Genomic DNA, 19,593 nt, shown 5'->3' with positions numbered 1-19,593 from the left:
CTATCCGACTAACTTTCGCCGCTGAGCGCGTTGAGGAGCAGATCCAATTCCCGCATAAGCTCCTCGATCACCGTGAGCGACAGTAACTCCACCTTGAGGTCTTCCTCCAGCGGGAGTAGCTGCACCAGACTGTAGGCCACCTGCCAGGCGTCGGACATATCCAAGGGCATGCCGATACGCTGCACGTGCGGGTGAGCCTCAAGGCCCTGGAGCACCGTGCGCATGGGTTCCCAGGCATCAATCATCGCTGCCGGCTCCAGCGGCGGCAACAGATCCACCTCACCGCGGATCAGGCCGTTATTCTCCCGCCAGAATTCCCCGGGTCGGAAGCGCTGCCCTCCTTCAACGGTGACGCCCAGTAAACCGTTGTCCAGCTGATCCCAGTCAACGATGGATGCGACGGTTCCGATGTTTGCCAGCTCAGGAAGCCGCGCGGACCCCACTTCGACACCCCGCTCGATACGAAGCATGCCAAAACCCTCACCACTGCGCATGGACGACTTCACCAGATCGAGATAGCGCTGCTCGAAAATCTGCAGCGGCATGCGGCCATAGGGCACAAGCACCGCCGACAACGGAAAAAAAGCGATTTCAGTCATGACTGCGCACCCAGTGGCTTGAAGAGCATGATCAATCGCGGCAGCAACAGCAGTGCACCTATGACGGCCGCGGTCATGGCAATTACTGTTAACACGCCGAAGTACAGGCTGGGATTAAAGTTCGACAGGGTGAGGGTACTGAAGCCCACTACCAGGGTCAGCGTGGTGTAGTACATCGCGCGCCCGATGCTGCCATGGCAGCGATACATGGTCGCCAGATAATCGCGATCCGCCGGAAACTCCCGCTTGAAGCGATGGACATAGTGGATACAGTTATCCACACCAATACCCACCACAATCGCAGCAATGGTGATGGTCATGATATCCAGCGGAATGCCGGCAAAGCCCATAATCCCCAGCACCATGCCCGCCGCCAGAAGATTGGGAGTCAGGGCAATAAGGGCGAGGGAAAAGGACCGGAAGAGAATCCAGAACATCACGAGGATCACGGCAAACACCGCACCCAGAGTGAGTATCTGTGAGGCAAAGAGGCTCTGCAGCACATTGTTGTACATCACCAGCATGCCCGTGAACTGCGCCTGCCCCTCCTCGAGGCCACCTTCTTCCTTAAAGGCGCGATCCAGATCCCGAAGGAATGCCGCCCGCCGCAAATCTTCGCTGGTCTCCTTGACCCTGACGGTGATGCGCGCCTCATCCCGCTCCGCATTGAAGTAGGGCGTGACTAACTGACGGGAGATATCCTCCGACAGTGCGTTGCGCGCCAACGCCAGCTCCACACTGCCCATGTCGTCACCCAAAAGCTGGCGAAACAGCTCAAAGGTCGTCGACAGGGACTGGACCTTACCGGTCTCGTTGTAGTCATCCACGATGCCCTGGAGCCGATCGATAAGACGCATGCCCTCAAGACTGAACCAGAAACCGGGATCGACGCTGGCCTCGGGGTTACTGCCGGCAAAGGCGTCATCGCCTCCGGCAAAGGCATCATCCCCGAAAGGATCGTCATCGAAGCCGTCCTCAGCCAGCAGATCATCATTGGCAGACGAGGCGCCGGCGTCACTGGCAAAAGGATCGTCGAATTCATCGGCAAAGGGGTCGTCAGCCGCCACAGGGTCTCCGGGTTCCCCTGCGGAGTTTTCAAGTCCGGGAAGCGGTGCAGAGCTGTCCGGCGCCGCGACCACAATGTCCAGGGGAATCGTGCCACCGAGTCTGGCATCCAGAAGCTCCATGCCCTGATAAATTTCCGTGCTTTCCTTGAAGTAATCGATAAAGCGATTCTCAACCTGCAAACGCAGCACACCCATCACCACAAACACGCTCAACGCGAGGCTGCCCCAGAGCACCAGGGAACCATGATGATCGGCGATGGCGGCAAACCGCAGGGTAAACGGCGCGCTCTCGCCACCGACGGCGGGTTTGGGATCCTTACCCCACAGCAGCATGAGCGCCGGCACCAGACTAAAGGACACCAGCAGAGCAACACAGATCCCCAGGGTCATCATCCAGCCAAAATCAATGACCGGCTGGATGCCCGACACCACGAGCGACACAAAGGCCACCATGGTGGTTACCCCGGTATAGACGCAGGGCACTGCCATAAGCCGCATGGTGTCGCGCACCCTGTTGTGCAAAGGATCATCCGGATCGTCCGTGTGGATCTCCCGGTAACGCACCACCAGATGAATGGCGATAGCGAGGCCCACGATCAACAACACCGCCACCACGTTGGAAGAAATCACCGTCATGCGCCAGTCAAGAAAACCCAGAATTCCCAGGGTGTAGGCCACGCCCACGGTACAGCTCAACAGGGGAATAACCACCCATTTGACACGCCGAAAGATCAGCGCCAGCACGAGCACCATGGTCGCAAGAATAGCGCTGCCAAAGAGCAGCAGATCATTGCGGACAAAGCTCACCATATCGGCAGCAATCATGGGCAACCCGCCCACAAATATTCCCGCATGATCGCGATAACCCTGCACCACGTCCCGTACACCGGCCACCAGATTGCTCTGCTGAGTCAGCTGCTCGGCGTTGCGACGCTTCACCGCCGCTTCCACCACCGCCAGACGCAACCCTGCTTCACTGCTGAGCTCTCCGTCGCGCTCCGCCTGGCGAAGCTCCTCCCGCTCGCGCAGGAGCTCGGCATCACCGTCGGCGCGCTCGAGATTGACCTGAATGGCCGTCACATCGCCCGCCTCTCCCACCAGCAAGTTGCTGTAGAGAGGGCTTTGAGTAAATTCCTCCAGCGCCTGACCCCGATCAACGTCAGAATCTTTAAGAGTAGGCAGCGGATCCCCGGAAGTGACCTGTGAGAGGCCTACCGGAGGGCTTTGGAGCAGGGGCACATCCAGGACCGTCACCACGGAGGACACACCAGGCAACTCGCGAAGCTCATCCGCCAGATTGGACAGGGGCTGAAGCGATTCATCGGACAGGAGCGGCGCGTCCGGGCGCCAGGTAATAACGATAAATTCTTCGCTACTGTAACGCCTGCCCACCTCCCTGAAATACTCCAGCGCTGGATCGCCCTGAAGCAGCAGGGAGTCGGCGGACGCGTCGATGCGTATCTTGGGAAACTGCAGCAACGCCAGAAACAACAACACTGCGAGCAGACTGAGTACCGCGACAGGGCGCCGCAGCACTAACTGCTCGTAAAAGGCCAACATACAGTTACTCCCGTTGTTCTTGATAATGTTCTAACTAATATTCTTGCTGACCGGCTGACTAAGGCTTGCGCGCCAATGCCGACAGCAAACGCTCATGGATGCCGCCAAAGGCGCCGTTACTCATCACTACGACATCATCACCGGGCAGAGATTCACCGACGATGCGCGCCACCAACTCATCCATATCCTCACTGATGGTCGCCGGCACCTCGCTCCTCGCCAGGACATCGTCAAGGGACCAGCCCAGCGCTCTGGGCTGGTACCAGAACACGGCGTCGGCATCGACGGTAGACGGCGCTAACGCGGCCCGATGGTCTCCCATACGCATGGTATTGGATCGTGGTTCGATAACGGCCAGCACGCGCTGGCGATTGGCCGCGCCCTTCATGGCTTCAAGGGTGCTGGCAATCGCCGTGGGGTGGTGAGCAAAGTCATCATATACGCGCACCCCGCCTACTTCGCCGCGCAGTTCGAGCCGTCGCCGAACGCCGGCAAATCGCTCCAGCGCCTCCACCGCGTGCTTGGGCGTTACCCCTACATGCCGCGCAGCCGCGCAGGCCCCCAGGGCATTGGCGACGTTATGCGCGCCCCGCTGCGCCCAACTCACAGGCAGGCGTTCACCCCCCGGAGCAGTGAGCGTCCAGTGTGACGCGCCGGGCTCATCCAGAGCAGCCTCCCAGTCGGCGTTTTGATCGCTCACCGACAGGGTCTCCCGGGGTGTCCAACAGCCCAGCTCCAGCATCTGCTCCACCGCAGGCACCCCGGCGGGAGCAATCACCCGACCTGTGCCGGGAACGCAGCGAATCAGATGATGAAACTGACGTTGGATGGCCGCCAGATCGGGATAGATATCTGCGTGATCAAACTCCAGGTTGTTAATCACCAGGGTACGGGGCCGGTAGTGAACAAATTTGGCGCGCTTATCGAAAAATGCCGTGTCGTATTCGTCCGCCTCGATAACAAAAAAACTGCCGCCGCCCAGGCGGGCAGACACACCAAAATCAAGGGGCACACCGCCGATAAGGAAACCCGGCGCCAGTCCCGCGTCCTCGAGAATCCAGGCAAGCATACTGCTGGCAGTGGTCTTGCCGTGGGTGCCCGACACGGCGAGCACCCAGCGATCGGCCAGCACCGCCTCCGCGAGCCACTCGGGCCCTGATTGATAGGGCAGCCCCCGGTCGAGAACGGCTTCGACTGCGGGGTTGCCCCGGGACAGCGCATTACCCACTACAATCAGGGCATCCTCGGGAAGATGCTCCGGATCAAAGCCCTCCTGGAGGGCAATACCGGCCGCCGCAAGCTGATCGCTCATGGGCGGATAAACGTTGGCATCGCAGCCACTCACTTCCCACCCGAGCTCCCGGGCGATGAGCGCAAGCCCGCCCATAAACGTGCCGCATATGCCAAGAATGTGCAGACGCTGTTGCACAGCCGATCTCCGCAGAAAAAGAGCGAAAGTCTAGCACGGCATCACACTATGGCCCTGCCCCGCGGTGCACAGCGAGCCCCGCATCCCGTATGATGCGGTCCCTGGATTCATGCTCCCTGAGGAACGCTGTCTTGAGCCGCAAAGCTAACGCCTTTTACGCCCAATCCGGGGGCGTCACCTCCGTCATCAACGCCTCCGCCTGCGGCGTCATCGAGACTGCCCGGGAGCATCGCGACGTTATTGCCAAAGTCTTTGCGGGACGCAATGGGATCATCGGTGCCCTGCAGGAAGAGCTCATCGATACCAGTAAGGAAAGCAAAGCGGGAATCCGCGGGCTGCTGCAGACGCCCTCGGGCGCTTTTGGCTCCTGCCGCCACAAGCTCAGGTCCCTCGAGAACAACCGCGCTGAATACGAGCGACTGATCGATGTCTTCAGGGCACACGATATCCGGTACTTCTTTTATAACGGCGGCGGAGATTCCGCCGACACCTGCCTCAAGGTGTCCCAGCTGAGCGAATCCCTCGGGTATCCCCTGCAAGCCATTCACGTACCCAAAACTATTGATAATGACCTGCCCCATACGGACAACAGCCCCGGTTTTGGCTCCGTCGCCAAGTACGTGGCCATTTCCACACGGGAAGCCGCCCTGGACGTTGCCTCCATGTGTGCAAGCTCCACCAAAGTCTTCATTCTCGAAGTGATGGGCCGCCATGCAGGATGGATCGCTGCGGCTTCCGGCCTCGCCGCCGAGCAGGAGGGCGACGCACCGCACGTTATTCTTTTCCCAGAGATCGCTTTTAACAAAAAGAAGTTTCTGACGCGGGTGCAAAAATCGGTAAAACGCTTTGGCTACTGCGTGGTGGTCGCCTCGGAAGGGGCACAGACCGCCGACGGTCGCTTCCTCAGCGATATGGGCACCCGCGATGCTTTCGGCCACGCGCAACTGGGTGGACTGGCCCCGGCGCTCGCCGCCATGGTGAAAACAGAACTGGGCTATAAGTACCACTGGGCCGTTGCCGACTATCTCCAGCGCGCGGCAAGGCACATCGCCTCGCAGACCGACCTGGATCAGGCCTATGCGGTCGGCGAAGCGGCGGTAGAGATGGCGGTTGCCGGCAAAACAGCGGTCATGCCCGCCATCGTGCGGGGCAAGGGCAAGCGCTACAGTTGGCGCATCGGTGAAGCCCCCCTGGACGAGGTCGCCAATGTTGAAAAGATGATGCCCCGCAACTTTATCAGCCGCGACGGCTTTGCCATAACGCCCGCCGCCCGGGGCTACCTGCAACCGCTGATACAGGGCGAGGCTTACCCGAGCTATCGTCAGGGCCTACCCCAATACGTACGTCTGAAAAATGAACTGGTGCCCCGGAAGCTGCGCAAACGCTTCAATGTCGCCTGAGACGACCCGTCGGCCCCAGCGGGGCAACGGCAGTAACGCCTCGCAGCTATCCCGGGTAGCGGGTACAATCGCGTCCCGATTTTGCAGCATCCTTTGCAACACTGGATACACCACGGCCTAGCCGCACCCTCGCGCGCCGTGAACTATTAAGGAGACATCATGTATCGTAACGAGAAGTTCAATCGCTGGCGCCGCCATCCCTGGCACGGCCTACACACCCAGATGGACGGTGCGGAAGAAGGTGTAGTGCAGGTGTATATCGAAATGCTGCCCACCGATGTGGTCAAGTACGAGCTGGACAAGGCATCGGGCTTTTTGATGGTGGACCGCCCGCAGCGCACGACTTCCAGCCCCCCGGCACTCTACGGCTTCATCCCCCGCACCTACTGCGCGGAAGAAGTGGCCAAGCGCTGCCCCGGCGTCGAGGAAGCCGATGGCGATCCTCTGGATATCTGCGTGTACTCCGAACGCCATATAAACCGCTCAGACATTGTGCTTAATGCGCGCGTGGTCGGTGGTATACAGATGATTGACGACGGCGAAGCCGACGACAAGATCATCGCTGTGCTTGATGGGGACAATATCTGGGGCGATGTGCAGGATATTTCTGATCTGCCACAGATCAAGATTGAGCGGCTTCAGCACTATTTCTCCACCTACAAGCTCGTTCCCGGCAAGGAACTCAACATCAAGGTCGATCATGTCTATGGCCGCGAGGAGGCGATGAAGGTGATTGCGGCTGCCGAAACAGATTATTGGAATCACTACGGGGAACTTCACGAACAGGCAAAAGAATAAGTGCGAAACCTGCCGCTGGCGATCAGTCCGGCGGTAGGTAGGCAAGCGCGGCTGCGGGGGGCCTGGCTACCCGCAGCACAAAGCGCTCGAAGATCGATTCCAGCTCCCTCTCCAACGCCTCCCTGGCAACCGGCTGTCTGACAGCAGTCTTTCCTTCGCTGTTTCCTTCACTGTTTCCTTCAAAACCGCCCTCGCCACGCCATAGCCTCCGCAGCAGTGACTCATCGATTGCACACTCGAAGTCCGTAGCCAGCGGCGCGTAGCTCAAATGCCAGCGCTCGGCGGCCACACCGCCACGATCCCGATCGTAAGGCCGGTAAAATCCAAAGCTTTCGCCCCGGGCAATGCGTTGATCCAGCCAGGCGTGCATTGCGCCGAAGGGGCCCGCTGCGTCTACCTCGGCGGCACTCAACTGAACGCGGTAATCGTCGGCCACCGCCGCGGCATCGTACACATCAAGATCCGTACCCCAGTGATGGCGACTGCCGCCGGGCATCGCAGAAAAACGCAGCACGCAGCGAATACACTCAGCGTCGCTCAGATCTCTGATATCAATTGTATGATCATTGTCATCCAGGACGGGGCGCTCGCCGGACAATTTGCCGTTCCAGATCGATAGCTGCCTTTCATAGGAACGGTAGGCGCTGGCAATCTGCAGCTTGTAGCCCTCTTTTTCGGCAGCCAGGCTAAGATACGTCCAGGCGTTCCAGACGGCGGGTTGCAGCTTGTGTCGTCCACGCGCAAGTAATGCGTTCTCATCAAGACCCAACAGCTGGCGTTGAAAAACCGACAGGCTCAAAGACCATCTCCGGGCATAAGCTTGCCTTTACTTTGGGACCGATGGCTTACTGCGCCGTCCCGACGTTGATAAGAAGACTCCTGGACCATGAACGACTCCGAAACGATTTCTCCGGTTCTAGAAATGGCGGATAACAGCAGCCAAAGTGTAACGCTGGAGGGGCGATCGCTGATACTGGTGAAACGCCGGGATGAGTTTTTTCTCTTTGAAAACATTTGCCCCCATACCCGCGAGACCCTGGCCCCCCTGGGCGGGTCGCTAAGCGATGACAGCGGAGATCTTATTCACTGTCAGCGCCATGGTGCGGAGTTTCTCGCAGAGACCGGAGAATGCGTGGCCGGCCCGTGCATGGGGGAGTCCCTGACCCCGGTCGGTTTTACCATCGCCGCCGGACAAATTTATCTCGATTGAGCTGCGGGCGAATAATGATTCGTCAAGGGCGTTTTTTTCTGGTGTGCAGGGCGCAATTCTGGTAGCTTCTCGGCGCTTCGAAATGCGCCCTGCGGAAATAACCCGCGCGGCAGTCAGAGTAAGATAGTTGGAACACCACTATGCCGACAAAAGCAGCACCTAAAGCAGCACCGAAAGCAAAAAGCAAAGCAGCGAAAAAAGCCGCGCCAAAGAAAGAGGCCGTCAGCGCTAAAACTGCCAGCAAAGCCGCGACTCAAGCTGCGACTAAAGCCGCTCCCAAGAAAAAGGCTGCGACCAAAGCCAAGGCAGCGCCCGCGAAGAAAACCAGCTCCCGCGCCGGCTCAAGAAAAAAAGCGTCTGGCGGCGTGGAATTCCGCAATTTTGAGCCCTATAAGCCCAAGCGCGGCGAAGAGTACATGAATGAGCCGCAGCGCGAGCACTTCAAGCTCATCCTCAAGCGCTGGAAAGCGGAGCTCATGGAAGAAGTGGACCGCACCGTTACCCATATGAAGGACGAAGCGGCCAACTTCCCGGACCCTGCCGATCGCGCCACACAGGAGGAGGAGTTCAGCCTCGAACTGCGAACCCGCGACCGTGAGCGCAAATTAATCAAGAAAATCGATTCAACCATCGAGCGTATCGAACAGGACGATTATGGCTTCTGTGACGCCTGTGGCGTCGATATCGGTATCAAGCGACTGGAAGCGCGCCCCACCGCGTCCCTGTGCATCGATTGCAAAACCCTCGACGAGATCAAAGAACGGCAGGAACTGGGCTAAGCCCCACGCAAGGTCCCGGTTGATGGCTGCCAAGCCTCAATACCGGGGCCGCTTCGCCCCCTCCCCTACGGGCCCCCTCCATATGGGCTCGCTGCTCACTGCCGTCGCCAGTTATCTCGATGCGCGATCGGTGTCCGGCATCTGGCTCCTGCGCGTTGAAGACATCGATCCTCCCCGGGAAGTCCCGGGAGCGTCCGACAGCATTCTGCGATCTCTGGAAGCCCACGGTCTGTATTGGGATGAGGACGTACTGTTTCAGTCCACGCGTCTGGATGCTTACGCCGAAGCCCTCAAAAGCCTGAAGGCCAGCGGCAGACTTTTTAGCTGCTCCTGCACCCGGGCAATTCTCGGCCCGGGGGGAAACTGCCTCAGGCGCTGTAGCCCAACGCCGGAAGACACTACCGCGCTACGCATCCAGCTTGATGAAAACATCGGATTTGATGACCAGATTCTTGGCATTCAGGCTCCCACGATGGAACCCGGCGATTTAGTACTCCGCCGTAAAGATGGTCTCTACGCCTATGCCCTGGCGGTGGTGGTTGATGATGCCTGGCAAGGTATTACCCACGTGGTCCGCGGCGCAGACCTCCTTGGCCAGACCTTTGCACAGATTGAACTGCTGGCACTGCTGGCGAGCCCACCACCGAGTCATGCCCATCTCCCCGTGGTCTGTGACAACCGGGGCACGAAGCTCAGCAAGCAGGCGGGGGCGCCGGCGCTCGACGATAAACAGGCGCTGGGCAACCTCCGTGATGCCTTGCGACTCCTTGGTCAGGCCAGCGCCGAAAGCCCCGCTGCCACAGCGGAAGAGCTCCTTGCACAGGCAGCGGCCGTCTGGAACCGGGAAGCCCTGGCAACAGCCTCCAGCAAACTTCTGGTTTACCCCTAAACGGCATGCCCGTAGCATAAGCGACCCTGTCTCTCACTGACGAGCCTTCAGCGAACGCTGCCACCGCTTTTGCCTGCACTCATGGATTTTCTCTATTTTGCGATACCCGCGCTCGCACTGCTCATTACGCTAGTGCTGCTTTACCGCCAGCGCCGGGAATATCAACAAACCTTTGAAGAGCTGCCCACGGGGCTCTGCGTCGTCAATGGTGATAACCGCGTTCTGCGCTGGAATCGCCAGATGTCGAGCCTCAGCGGCATCAGCGCCGAAGAGGCGATCGGAGAAAAAATTGCCAGTCTGCCCGATCCATGGCCTGAGGGGCTAAGCGCCGCCCTCGTAGACCCTGAAGGCACGGTCATCAAACAATCTCTGGGCTACGACGACAACGGAGGAGAACGCTGGGTCATTGTTCACAGTAGCGCCCTGCAACTTCCCGGCAGACGGCGGCAGATCCTTGTAGAAAACATTACCGACTATCAGCGACTTCAGGATGAACTGCTGCACAACGAGCGCCTGGCATCCATCGGACGTCTCGCCGCCGGCGTCGCCCATGAAATTGGCAACCCCGTAACCGGCATCGCCTGTATCGCGCAGAATCTTGCTGACAGTGCCGACGCCGTGGAGTTGGAAACCGGCACCCTGGAAATCCTCAAACAAACAGACCGGATTTCCCGCACCGTTAATGCGCTCATGCAGCTATCGCACCCCGGAAGCGGCGTCCGCGAAGCTGATTCCGTGCCCTGCAACCTAGCTGACTGCATCGACGAAGCAGCCCATCTTCTGAATCTGGATATGGACGTGCCCCGGGGGGAGTTCATCAACAACACGGACCGCGAGCTCTTGGTTCGCGGCGACAGCCAGCTATTACTGCAGGTTTTTTTGAATCTTCTGGATAACGCCCGCAGTGCCGCCACCGACGAAGGGCCTGTGCTCATCGAGGCGCGGCAGGACGGAGACACCACGACCATTATCATTGACAACCCCGGTCCGGCCATTGCCGCGGAGGTGATTTCTCAGGTTTTCGAGCCTTTCTACACCACCAAGGACGTGGGCGAGGGCACCGGGCTGGGTCTCGCTCTGGTGAGACGGATGCTGGAGGACATGGGGGGTAGCGTCAGTCTCGCGAGCCCGTCACCGGTTACCCCGGGACGGGGCGTCAGAGCCCGCGTCGTACTGTTCTCTGCTGAATACAATCAGGCGTTTGCCTGAGGAACCCATGGGACCAAAGACAGACTCGCTGAGAGTGCTAGAATGCGGTGCAGCGCAAAGAAGGGTCCCCGATTGATGCAAAAGATACTGATCGTCGAAGACGAGTCAGTCATCCGCGCGGCGTTACGCCGATTGCTGGAGAGGCACGGCTACACGTTAGATGAAGCAGGATCTGTGGCTGAGGCGCAAAGCGACTACACCCTCGCCAGTTACGACCTGATCATCAGTGATCTGCGGCTCCCCGGCTCCCCCGGTACCGATCTCATTGCCCTCGCTGGATCGACTCCCGTGTTGATCATGACCAGTTATGCGAGTCTCCGTTCCGCTGTGGATTCCATGCGGATGGGCGCTGTGGATTACATCGCCAAACCCTTTGACCACGCGGACATGCTGCAAGCGGTACAGCGCGTTATCGATAAGCACGCGCAGCACAAAACTCCCAAAGGAAAAAAAACACCCAAAGCGGAAAAAGCCGACGCGACTCAGTCACCGGGCGCCCAGGACAATGGCGTGGCGATGATCATTGGTGAATGCGATGCCATGCAGGCGCTTGCCGAGCACGTGGGGAAGTTCGCACCTACGGACTCCACGGTTCTTGTGCTTGGAGAAACGGGAACCGGTAAGGAGCTTGTCGCCCGCGAGATCCATGCCCAAAGCAAGCGCGCTGAGCAAACCCTCATTTCCGTCAACTGCGCCGCCATTCCCGAGACACTGATCGAATCCGAGCTCTTCGGCTATGAGAAAGGTGCCTTCACCGGCGCCAACACCAATCGCATGGGGCTCATAGAAGCGGCGGACGGTGGCACCCTTTTCCTCGACGAAATTGGCGAACTGCCCATGGAAGCCCAGGCGAGGCTTCTGCGCTTTATTCAGGAAGGAGAAATACGACGCATCGGCTCCGTGCACTCGCGCAAAGTGAATGTGCGTCTTATCTGCGCCACCCACCGAGACCTGCAAACGCTCGCCTCCGAGGGCAGCTTCCGGCAGGATCTTTTTTATCGCATCAACGTATTGCGACTGAAGCTTCCGCCGCTAAGAGAACGGGGAAAGGACATCCTGTTTCTCGCCGAGCGGCTTCTGGACAAACAGGCGGTCCGGGCCAACCGCGCCACCATGACGTTATCACCCCGTGCCATACAGGCGATAACTACCTACCAATGGCCGGGTAATGTCCGGGAGATGGAGCACGCGATCGAGCGGGCAGTCATCCTTACGGACGGCTCAGAGATCGATAACGAAGCCCTGGGTATTGACCTTGAACTGGTCAATATTAACCGCCTGCGCGGCGACAGGGTGGCCAGCGGCACCAATAAACGGCAACCCCGCAACAGTGATCCCGTGGAAGACCTGTCGCTGGAAGACTACTTTCAACGGTTTGTGATCGAGCACCAGGACTCCATGAGCGAAACAGAGCTTGCCCAGAAACTGGGCATCAGCCGCAAGTGTCTTTGGGAGCGCCGGCAACGTTTTGAGATACCACGAAAAAAATCTGGCGGGAACCGTCCCCGAAAAGCAGCGGGCTGAGCGTTACCCTCCTCCATTGATACCCGCGGTAACAGTAGATATTAGTAACAAATCGGGTAAAAAAGCTCTCTCAGCCCCGCATAGAAAAAACCTAAGCTACTGAATATAAAGAAAAAAAAATGGATGGCACAAAGCATGCTTTTTACTTGTTGCACAAAAATAATAATAATGCGCACCGCAATAATAATAATTGGTTTAGTGAACCTGGAAGGGGGAAGTTTTTAACTTCCCCCTCGTTCGTTTTGCGCGACTTGTAAAGAAACCTCCCCGGGCCTCCCCAAAGAAAGATCACAGCGCCTTCGCAGCAAAGCATCAGCCCCCACAGACCTGCCCAGGCAGAGATCCCCAAAAATCTCCCCCAAACCTGACTTTGGGACACCCTGTGCTACCATGCCCGCAACAAAAAAAGGCCCTGAACGCACATTGCAATCCCTTTATTTGAGGTAGTGCTTTTACAGGCTCCCGGCACAGGCTTTTACGCCTTTACCTTGCATAATTGGCGATACGAAGAGAAGACATCAGCGCTTGAAAGTCATACCCAGAGAGAAACACTGCGTCTCACGCAAGGACATCAGTCCCGGCGCCTTAAAAGTCATGGCACGGCTGCGGGATCGCGAGCACCAGGCGTATTTGGTAGGCGGCGCGGTTCGAGATCTGCTGCTGGGGGGGCACCCCAAAGACTTCGATATCGCCACCGATGCCACGCCGGAGGAAGTTCACGCACTCTTTGGCAACTCCCGCATCATCGGCCGGCGCTTTCGCATTGTGCACGTCAGATTTGGTCGGGAAGTTATCGAAGTAACGACTTTCCGCGGCCATCATGATGACACCGAGGCAATTACCGGCGCCAAGCGCTCCTCCCGGGGCCTGCTTCTGCGGGATAACGTGTTTGGCACCCTTGAAGAAGACGCGGTTCGCCGGGATCTGACGGTAAACGCTCTCTACTACGACAGCGGTAGCTTTGAGGTCTTCGACCAGGTAGGCGGCCTGGATGACCTGGAAGCACGGCAGGTGCGGGTTATCGGTGATCCTGCAACACGCTACCGGGAAGACCCGGTGCGCATGTTGCGCTGCCTGCGCTTCGCCGCAAAGCTGGATTTCAAGGTGGAAAAGTCCAGTGGCGCAGCCATTCCGAGGCTCGCCGCCCTGCTGGACGACATACCACCCGCGCGACTCTTCGACGAATTCGGCAAGCTGTTTCTCACCGGCAACGCCCAGGCAACCCTGCGGCTACTGCGGGAGTACCGCTGCTTCGAGCACCTTTTTCCCGACAGTGCCCGCCTGGCTGACAGCGACCCCTTCTACGACCGCCTCCTCGATGCCGCCATGGGCAACACGGACCAGCGTATTCGCCAGGACAAACCGGTGACTCCCGCCTTCATTCTCGCCGCTGTGCTGTGGCCCGCGGTCTGTGAGCGCCGGCAGCAGCTGGAAAACCAGGGAGAAAAGCCGGTGCCGGCAATGCACAGTGCGGGACAGGAGATTGTGGCCCAGGCCTGCCAGCGTATCGCGATTCCCCGCAGATTCAGCATGCCCATGCGGGAGATATGGGAGATGCAGCTCCGTCTGCCCCGCACCGAGGGCAAGCGGGCGATGGAGCTCATGAGCAAGCGCCGTTTTCGGGCTGCCTACGACTTTCTGTTGCTGCGGGAGCAAGCCGGTGAAGACTGCTCCGGGCTCGGGGCAACCTGGACCCGCCTTCAGGAGGAGCACGGCCCCATCGAGATAGTGGACTCTCCCGAAGATCGCCGCCCCCCGCGCCGCCGTCGCCGGGGCGGGCGCAGACGTCCGGCGCCTCCCGCGTGACAGCGTGCTTCGTCGGGCTGGGCGCCAATCTAGGCGATAGCCATCGGGCTCTGATCCAGGCTGCACAGGACATCGAACGACTGAGTGCCACAACAGTTACTGGCCGGTCCTCGATCTACCGCTCAGCGCCCATGGGGCCTCAGAACCAACCCGACTACCTTAATGCGGTCATCGCCGTGGACACGGCGCTGGAGCCCCTCGCGCTTCTCGACACCCTGCAGTTTCTGGAAAAAAAGGCGGGCAGAGTGCGCAAGGAGCACTGGGGACCAAGAACGCTGGACCTGGATCTGTTGATCTACGACACGGTCACCCTGCAGAGCGAGCGTCTGACCCTACCGCACCCAGGACTCATTGACCGCAATTTTGTGCTTCGCCCTCTGGCCGACATCGTGGGTGAGCAATGGCAGCTGCAGGACGGGTCCACGCTCGCCCAGCGCCTGAAGGCCTGCCCGGATAGCGACTTATCGGATAGCAGCCTCGGGTGGTCGCTGCCGGAGTCCGAGGCCATGAGCGCATGACTACGCCGGATCTGCGGGGTCGCAAACCACCCGCCTATATCGCAGTGGAAGGCCCCATTGGCGTGGGGAAAACCACCCTCACAAGGCGCCTGGCAGAAACCTTCAACCACGAAACCCTGCTGGAAGACGCGGAGCAAAACCCATTTCTGGAACGCTTTTATCGCAATCGGAGTGAAGCCGCGCTCGCAACGCAGCTGTTTTTCTTGTTTCAGCGCGCACAAAAAATACAGGAGCTGCGGCAGTCAGAGCTGTTTTCGCCGGTGCGCGTGGCCGACTTTCTTATAGAGAAAGATCCGCTATTTGCCCGCATCAACCTCGATAGCGACGAGTTTGAGCTCTATGAAAAGGTGTATCAGAAACTCACCATTGATGCCCCCCGGCCCGACCTGGTTATCTATCTCCAGGCGCCCACGGACGTACTTCTCGAACGGATCGAAAGCCGGGGAATAGGGCACGAAAGAAGCATCGATGGGCGCTATCTGGAGCAGTTAAACGAAGTGTACAGCGAATTTTTTCTGTACTACGATGGCGCGCCTCTGCTTATCGTCAATGCGAGCATGATTGATCTTGCGCAGGGCGACAGTGACTATCTGCAACTGGTGGATTATTTGCTGGATATTCGCAGCGGTCGCCATTATTTCAACCCGACGTTCTTTGGCTAACGCTAGCCTCAGGCGCTTTTCGGATAGCCGCAGGCGCTTGTGACTTACGGGCTTCCAGTTTCGGAGCAAATTTGTAGTTTATGGCTAAAGTAACCATCAGCACTCTCGACAAGATGAAGGCCGCGGGCGAGAAATTTGTGTGTATCACAGCGTACGATGCCACCTTCGCGCGTCTCGTCAGTGAAGCCGGAGCAGAGACGATCCTGGTGGGAGACTCCCTGGGCATGGTGCTTCAGGGGCACGACAGTACAATTCCCGTGACCATCCAGGACATGGAGTACCACACACGCTCTGTAAACCGGGCGGCCCCCCACTCACTGGTCATCGCCGACCTGCCTTTTATGACCTACAGCAACAGCACCGAAGCCATGACCAACGCCACGCGACTCATGCAGGCTGGGGCACAGATGGTGAAGATGGAAGGTGGTGTCTGGCTGAGCGATACCATCAGCGCCCTTGTGGAGCGAGGTATCCCGGTGTGCGCCCACCTGGGTCTAACGCCCCAGTCGGTCAATGCCTTTGGCGGCTATCGTGTGCAGGGGCGAACGCCAAAGGAAGCTAAATCAATTCTTGCGGATGCGGTGGAAATTCAGGACGCCGGTGCCAGCCTGCTGGTACTTGAGTGCATTCCCGCGGAGCTGGCGAGCGACATCTCGGCGAAGCTGGACATACCGGTAATCGGTATTGGCGCCGGTGCGGGAACCGATGCCCAGGTTCTGGTAATGCATGATTTGCTGGGCCTTTCAGATCATCAGCCCCGCTTTGTGGAAAACTTCATGGCGGGCGCCGACAGCGTTCAAGACGCACTAAAGGCGTTCGTGACATCTGTCAAAGACGGCAGCTACCCCCGGGAAGCGCACAGTTATAAGTAGCGTCTCTTGCCAGGTCGGTCCTCGCATGGCTCCTCGCATCGGCGAAAGTCCGGTCAACATAACCATAGGTTACACATTTCGCTTCTTTTGGTAACAAAAGAGCCATCACAACAGCGCCACCGCACGCTTGCCCACCCCCCGCTAAAGCTGCATACTCGTCCGCCCTGAGCGGGAAAACCCGCCACAACCCGGGCATGGAGCGACTCTTGGTAATTGACGGCGCTCCAACGGCCCACCCTGACCGCAAGTGGGGTAGCACGATGCTAGTAGAAAGAATGCTGGTAACAAAATGCTGGTAATAGACAGCAAGACAGGATTGCAGCATGCACTGCAACGGCATCGACTTGCCCGGGAAAGCATTGCCTTTGTACCCACCATGGGCAATCTTCATGAGGGACACCTGGAACTGGTGCGCCGCGCAAAGCTGCTCGGCGACATCGTGGTGGTCAGCATATTTGTCAATCCCATGCAGTTCGGCGCCAATGAAGACCTTGATGCCTACCCCCGCACACTGAGCGCGGACCGTGAAAAGCTGTTTGCCGAGGGGGCCAACTACCTCTTCGTTCCCTCAGAGGATGATATCTACCCCGATGGCCTGAGCGCACAGACTGTGGTCCGGGTCCCGGATCTTTCAGAGACCCTCTGCGGCAGTAACCGACCGGGACACTTCGATGGCGTTGCCACCGTGGTCTGCAAGCTCTTCAATATGGTGCAACCTAATGTTGCTCTCTTCGGAGAAAAGGACTTTCAGCAGCTGTCCATCATCCGCAAAATGGTGGAAGACCTGTGCATGCCCGTCGATATCGTAGGGGTGCCTACCGTGCGCGCTGATGACGGGCTCGCTCTGAGCTCCCGCAACCATTATCTCAGCCTCGCCCAGCGCGATATTGCCCCCTTGCTGCACAAAACGCTTTTGGACTGCCGGGATGCCATTGCCTGCGGCTTCGACAATTTCCTCCAAATCGAATCCCACGCGCGCATGCAACTGCTTCAAGCCGGTTTTGCCCCGGATTATTTCGCGATCCGCGACGCCCGTACCCTCCAGGCCGTCGGGGAAAACACCGAAGAAATTGCGATCCTCGTCGCTGCCCGCCTTGGAGGCACGCGGCTCATCGACAATGTGCGACTGACCTTAAATCCGGCATCAGACTGGGGTATGCTCGCGACGCCCTGACGCTCACGGGCAATCGAATCCCCCTTTGTCCCGAACCCGCGGAAGCGCCGACGTACTTTTCTGCGCTCCGTACAGCGCCACCGCCCGACTTAGACTAACGTAGGCTTGCCTCGCTGCCCTGTGCGTCTAGAATCGTTTGCTCAGTCAACACAGCGAATAATGATAGAGAGGGACCCACCATGTCTCACCACTTCCCGACGCATCCCATTCCCGCGGGTTTTGAGGACGCGCACATCAAGCCCGAAGACTATAAGGCCATGTACGAGCGCTCCCTGAACGATCGCGACGGCTTCTTTGCCGATATGGCGACAGAGTTCCTGACCTGGGATAAACCCTGGGACTCCGTGTGTTCCTTCGACTTTGTAAATGGCGACGCGAGCTGGTTCGCCGGCGGAAAACTCAATGTCAGCGTGAACTGCATCGATCGGCATCTTCCCGAGCGCGCCGATCAAACGGCAATTATCTGGGAAGGTGATAATCCGGAAGAAAGCCGGGCGATTAGCTACGCCGAGCTCAAAGACGAAGTCTGTCGTCTGGGCAATGCGCTCCGTGCCCGCGGCGTCGGCAAGGGTGACCGGGTGTGCCTTTATATGCCTATGGTGCCCGAAGCTGCTATCGCGATGCTGGCCTGCACTCGCATCGGAGCTGTACACACCATAGTCTTCGGCGGCTTTTCCCCCGAGGCATTGAAAGACCGCATTCAGTCCGCTGAATGCGCAGCAGTTATCACCAGTGACGAGGGACTCCGCGGCGGGAAAGCCGTGCCCCTGAAGACCAACGTCGATAAAAGCCTCGCAGACTGCCCCAGCGTGAGCACCTGCATCGTCGTGCGGCGCACGGGAGCAAAGGTGTATATGGAAGAGGGCCGCGATGTGTATTACGACGACATCACCGCCCAGCAAAGCAATGACTGCGAACCTGAATCCATGGATTCAGAAGATCCACTGTTCATACTTTACACCTCCGGATCCACGGGCAAACCAAAAGGCGTGCTCCACACCACCGCGGGCTACCTTCTTCAAGCAAGCATGAGTTTTAAATACGTATTCGATTACCGCGAAGGCGAGGTTTATTGGTGCACCGCAGACGTGGGCTGGGTCACCGGGCACTCCTACATTGTCTACGGCCCCCTGGCCAATGGCGCCACGACGCTGATGTTTGAAGGTGTACCGACCTACCCCGACGCGGGGCGCTGCTGGGATGTTGTGGATAAACATCAGGTATCGATTTTTTATACCGCGCCCACGGCAATCCGCGCGCTTCAGGGCAAAGGCGATGCCTTTGTCACGCGATCATCACGGAGCAGTCTGCGTATTCTTGGCACGGTGGGAGAACCCATCAACCCCGAAGCCTGGGAGTGGTATTTCCATATTGTGGGGGAAGAACGCTGCCCTATCGTGGACACCTGGTGGCAGACGGAGACCGGGGCTCATATGATCAGTCCCCTGCCGGGTGCCACGCCCATGAAAGGCGGCGCCGCATCGGTGCCATTTTTTGGCGTTGAGCCTGTGTTACTCGCAGAGGATGGCAGCGAGGTAGAAGGCGCTGGCTCCGGCTACCTGGCCATCAAGTCTTCCTGGCCCAGTCAGATACGCTCGGTCTACGGCGACCACCAGCGTATGGTGGATACCTACTTCTCAAACTACCCCGGGTACTATTTCACCGGTGATGGCGCCACCCGCGATGAGGATGGCTATTACTGGATTACCGGCCGCGTAGACGACGTGCTCAATGTCTCCGGCCACCGCATGGGCACAGCGGAGGTTGAGAGTGCTGTGGTCCTCCACGACAGCATTGCCGAGGCGGCGGTGGTGGGCTTTCCCCACGACATAAAGGGCCAGGGTATCTACTGCTACGTGACACCCATGGAGGGCGTGGAACCCGACGACACGTTGAAGGCCGAACTCGTGCAGCTCTGCGTTGAAGAAATCGGCCCCATCGCCAAACCTGACGTTATTCAATGGGCTCCAGGGCTCCCCAAAACCCGCTCCGGCAAAATCATGCGCCGTATCCTGCGCAAGATCGCGGAGAATGAGCTGGACAGTCTCGGGGACACGTCGACCCTTGCGGATCCCGGTGTTGTGGATGAGCTGATCA

Annotated in this window: 17 protein-coding genes; 13 read left to right on the top strand and 4 right to left on the bottom strand. The window is 58.8% G+C overall.

Going from position 1 to position 19,593, the window contains the following annotated elements:
* Positions 1-8 precede the first annotated feature (8 nt).
* Genes ACTG3T_RS13200 through mpl form a run of 3 tightly spaced genes read right to left on the bottom strand, consistent with a single transcriptional unit; the run spans position 9 to position 4,655 of the window.
* Positions 9-599: an LON peptidase substrate-binding domain-containing protein gene (locus ACTG3T_RS13200; protein ID WP_439102747.1), complete on the bottom strand. Its 591-nt coding sequence runs from the start codon at positions 597-599 to the stop codon at positions 9-11.
* Positions 596-3,226, bottom strand: a complete 2,631-nt coding sequence (locus ACTG3T_RS13195; protein ID WP_439102746.1) for an efflux RND transporter permease subunit — start codon at positions 3,224-3,226, stop codon at positions 596-598. The genes ACTG3T_RS13200 and ACTG3T_RS13195 overlap by 4 nt, the downstream gene beginning before the upstream one ends.
* A gap of 58 nt (positions 3,227-3,284) precedes the next feature.
* The gene (gene mpl / locus ACTG3T_RS13190) at positions 3,285-4,655 is read right to left on the bottom strand and encodes a UDP-N-acetylmuramate:L-alanyl-gamma-D-glutamyl-meso-diaminopimelate ligase (RefSeq protein ID WP_439102745.1); all 1,371 of its coding nucleotides are present in this window, start codon (positions 4,653-4,655) and stop codon (positions 3,285-3,287) included.
* An 89-nt stretch (positions 4,656-4,744) separates the two neighbouring features.
* Here mpl and ACTG3T_RS13185 point away from each other — a divergent pair, with 89 nt between their 5' ends.
* Together ACTG3T_RS13185 and ACTG3T_RS13180 are read left to right on the top strand one after the other, a co-directional pair.
* Positions 4,745-6,055 carry a 6-phosphofructokinase gene (locus tag ACTG3T_RS13185; RefSeq protein WP_439102744.1) on the top strand — a complete coding sequence of 437 codons (1,311 nt, stop codon included), beginning with the start codon at positions 4,745-4,747 and terminating at the stop codon, positions 6,053-6,055.
* Positions 6,056-6,214: 159 nt separating this feature from the next.
* Entirely contained in the window at positions 6,215-6,853 is a 639-nt protein-coding gene (locus ACTG3T_RS13180; RefSeq protein WP_439102743.1) for an inorganic pyrophosphatase, read from the top strand.
* Positions 6,854-6,875: 22 nt separating this feature from the next.
* Here the strand turns inward: ACTG3T_RS13180 and ACTG3T_RS13175 are convergent, their stop codons facing one another.
* The gene (locus tag ACTG3T_RS13175; protein WP_439102742.1) at positions 6,876-7,652 is read right to left on the bottom strand and encodes a M15 family metallopeptidase; all 777 of its coding nucleotides are present in this window, start codon (positions 7,650-7,652) and stop codon (positions 6,876-6,878) included.
* Between the two features lie 87 nt (positions 7,653-7,739).
* Between ACTG3T_RS13175 and ACTG3T_RS13170 the strand changes: the two genes are divergently transcribed.
* The 11 genes from ACTG3T_RS13170 to acs form a co-directional block, all read left to right on the top strand.
* On the top strand, positions 7,740-8,063 hold the full coding sequence (locus ACTG3T_RS13170; protein WP_439102741.1) for a Rieske (2Fe-2S) protein: 324 nt from the start codon (positions 7,740-7,742) through the stop codon (positions 8,061-8,063).
* A gap of 365 nt (positions 8,064-8,428) precedes the next feature.
* Complete coding sequence (dksA, locus tag ACTG3T_RS13165) at positions 8,429-8,842, top strand: RNA polymerase-binding protein DksA (RefSeq protein WP_439102787.1); 414 nt, start codon at positions 8,429-8,431, stop codon at positions 8,840-8,842.
* Positions 8,843-8,864: 22 nt separating this feature from the next.
* Complete coding sequence (gene gluQRS / locus ACTG3T_RS13160; RefSeq protein ID WP_439102740.1) at positions 8,865-9,731, top strand: tRNA glutamyl-Q(34) synthetase GluQRS; 867 nt, start codon at positions 8,865-8,867, stop codon at positions 9,729-9,731.
* An 81-nt stretch (positions 9,732-9,812) separates the two neighbouring features.
* Positions 9,813-10,940, top strand: coding sequence for a sensor histidine kinase (locus ACTG3T_RS13155; RefSeq protein ID WP_439102739.1), 1,128 nt, complete (start codon positions 9,813-9,815; stop codon positions 10,938-10,940).
* A gap of 75 nt (positions 10,941-11,015) precedes the next feature.
* The gene (locus tag ACTG3T_RS13150) at positions 11,016-12,464 is read left to right on the top strand and encodes a sigma-54-dependent transcriptional regulator (RefSeq protein WP_439102738.1); all 1,449 of its coding nucleotides are present in this window, start codon (positions 11,016-11,018) and stop codon (positions 12,462-12,464) included.
* 525 nt (positions 12,465-12,989) lie between these two features.
* Positions 12,990-14,270: a polynucleotide adenylyltransferase PcnB gene (pcnB, locus tag ACTG3T_RS13145; RefSeq protein WP_439102737.1), complete on the top strand. Its 1,281-nt coding sequence runs from the start codon at positions 12,990-12,992 to the stop codon at positions 14,268-14,270.
* Positions 14,267-14,788, top strand: a complete 522-nt coding sequence (gene folK, locus ACTG3T_RS13140; protein WP_439102736.1) for a 2-amino-4-hydroxy-6-hydroxymethyldihydropteridine diphosphokinase — start codon at positions 14,267-14,269, stop codon at positions 14,786-14,788. Before pcnB ends, folK begins: the two co-directional genes overlap by 4 nt.
* Positions 14,785-15,450: a deoxynucleoside kinase gene (locus ACTG3T_RS13135; protein WP_439102735.1), complete on the top strand. Its 666-nt coding sequence runs from the start codon at positions 14,785-14,787 to the stop codon at positions 15,448-15,450. Before folK ends, ACTG3T_RS13135 begins: the two co-directional genes overlap by 4 nt.
* Before the next feature lie 80 nt (positions 15,451-15,530).
* Positions 15,531-16,322, top strand: a complete 792-nt coding sequence (gene panB, locus ACTG3T_RS13130; protein WP_439102734.1) for a 3-methyl-2-oxobutanoate hydroxymethyltransferase — start codon at positions 15,531-15,533, stop codon at positions 16,320-16,322.
* A gap of 289 nt (positions 16,323-16,611) precedes the next feature.
* Positions 16,612-17,496 carry a pantoate--beta-alanine ligase gene (panC, locus tag ACTG3T_RS13125; RefSeq protein ID WP_439102733.1) on the top strand — a complete coding sequence of 295 codons (885 nt, stop codon included), beginning with the start codon at positions 16,612-16,614 and terminating at the stop codon, positions 17,494-17,496.
* Positions 17,497-17,675: 179 nt separating this feature from the next.
* On the top strand, positions 17,676-19,593 hold a 1,918-nt coding region (acs, locus tag ACTG3T_RS13120), incomplete at its 3' end, for an acetate--CoA ligase (protein WP_439102732.1).

It is taken from the genome of Congregibacter sp., assembly GCF_965660375.1.
GTDB lineage: Bacteria > Pseudomonadota > Gammaproteobacteria > Pseudomonadales > Halieaceae > Congregibacter.
The sequence above is the reverse complement of the archived record's forward strand: the minus strand, read 5'-3'. Positions and strand labels throughout refer to the sequence as shown.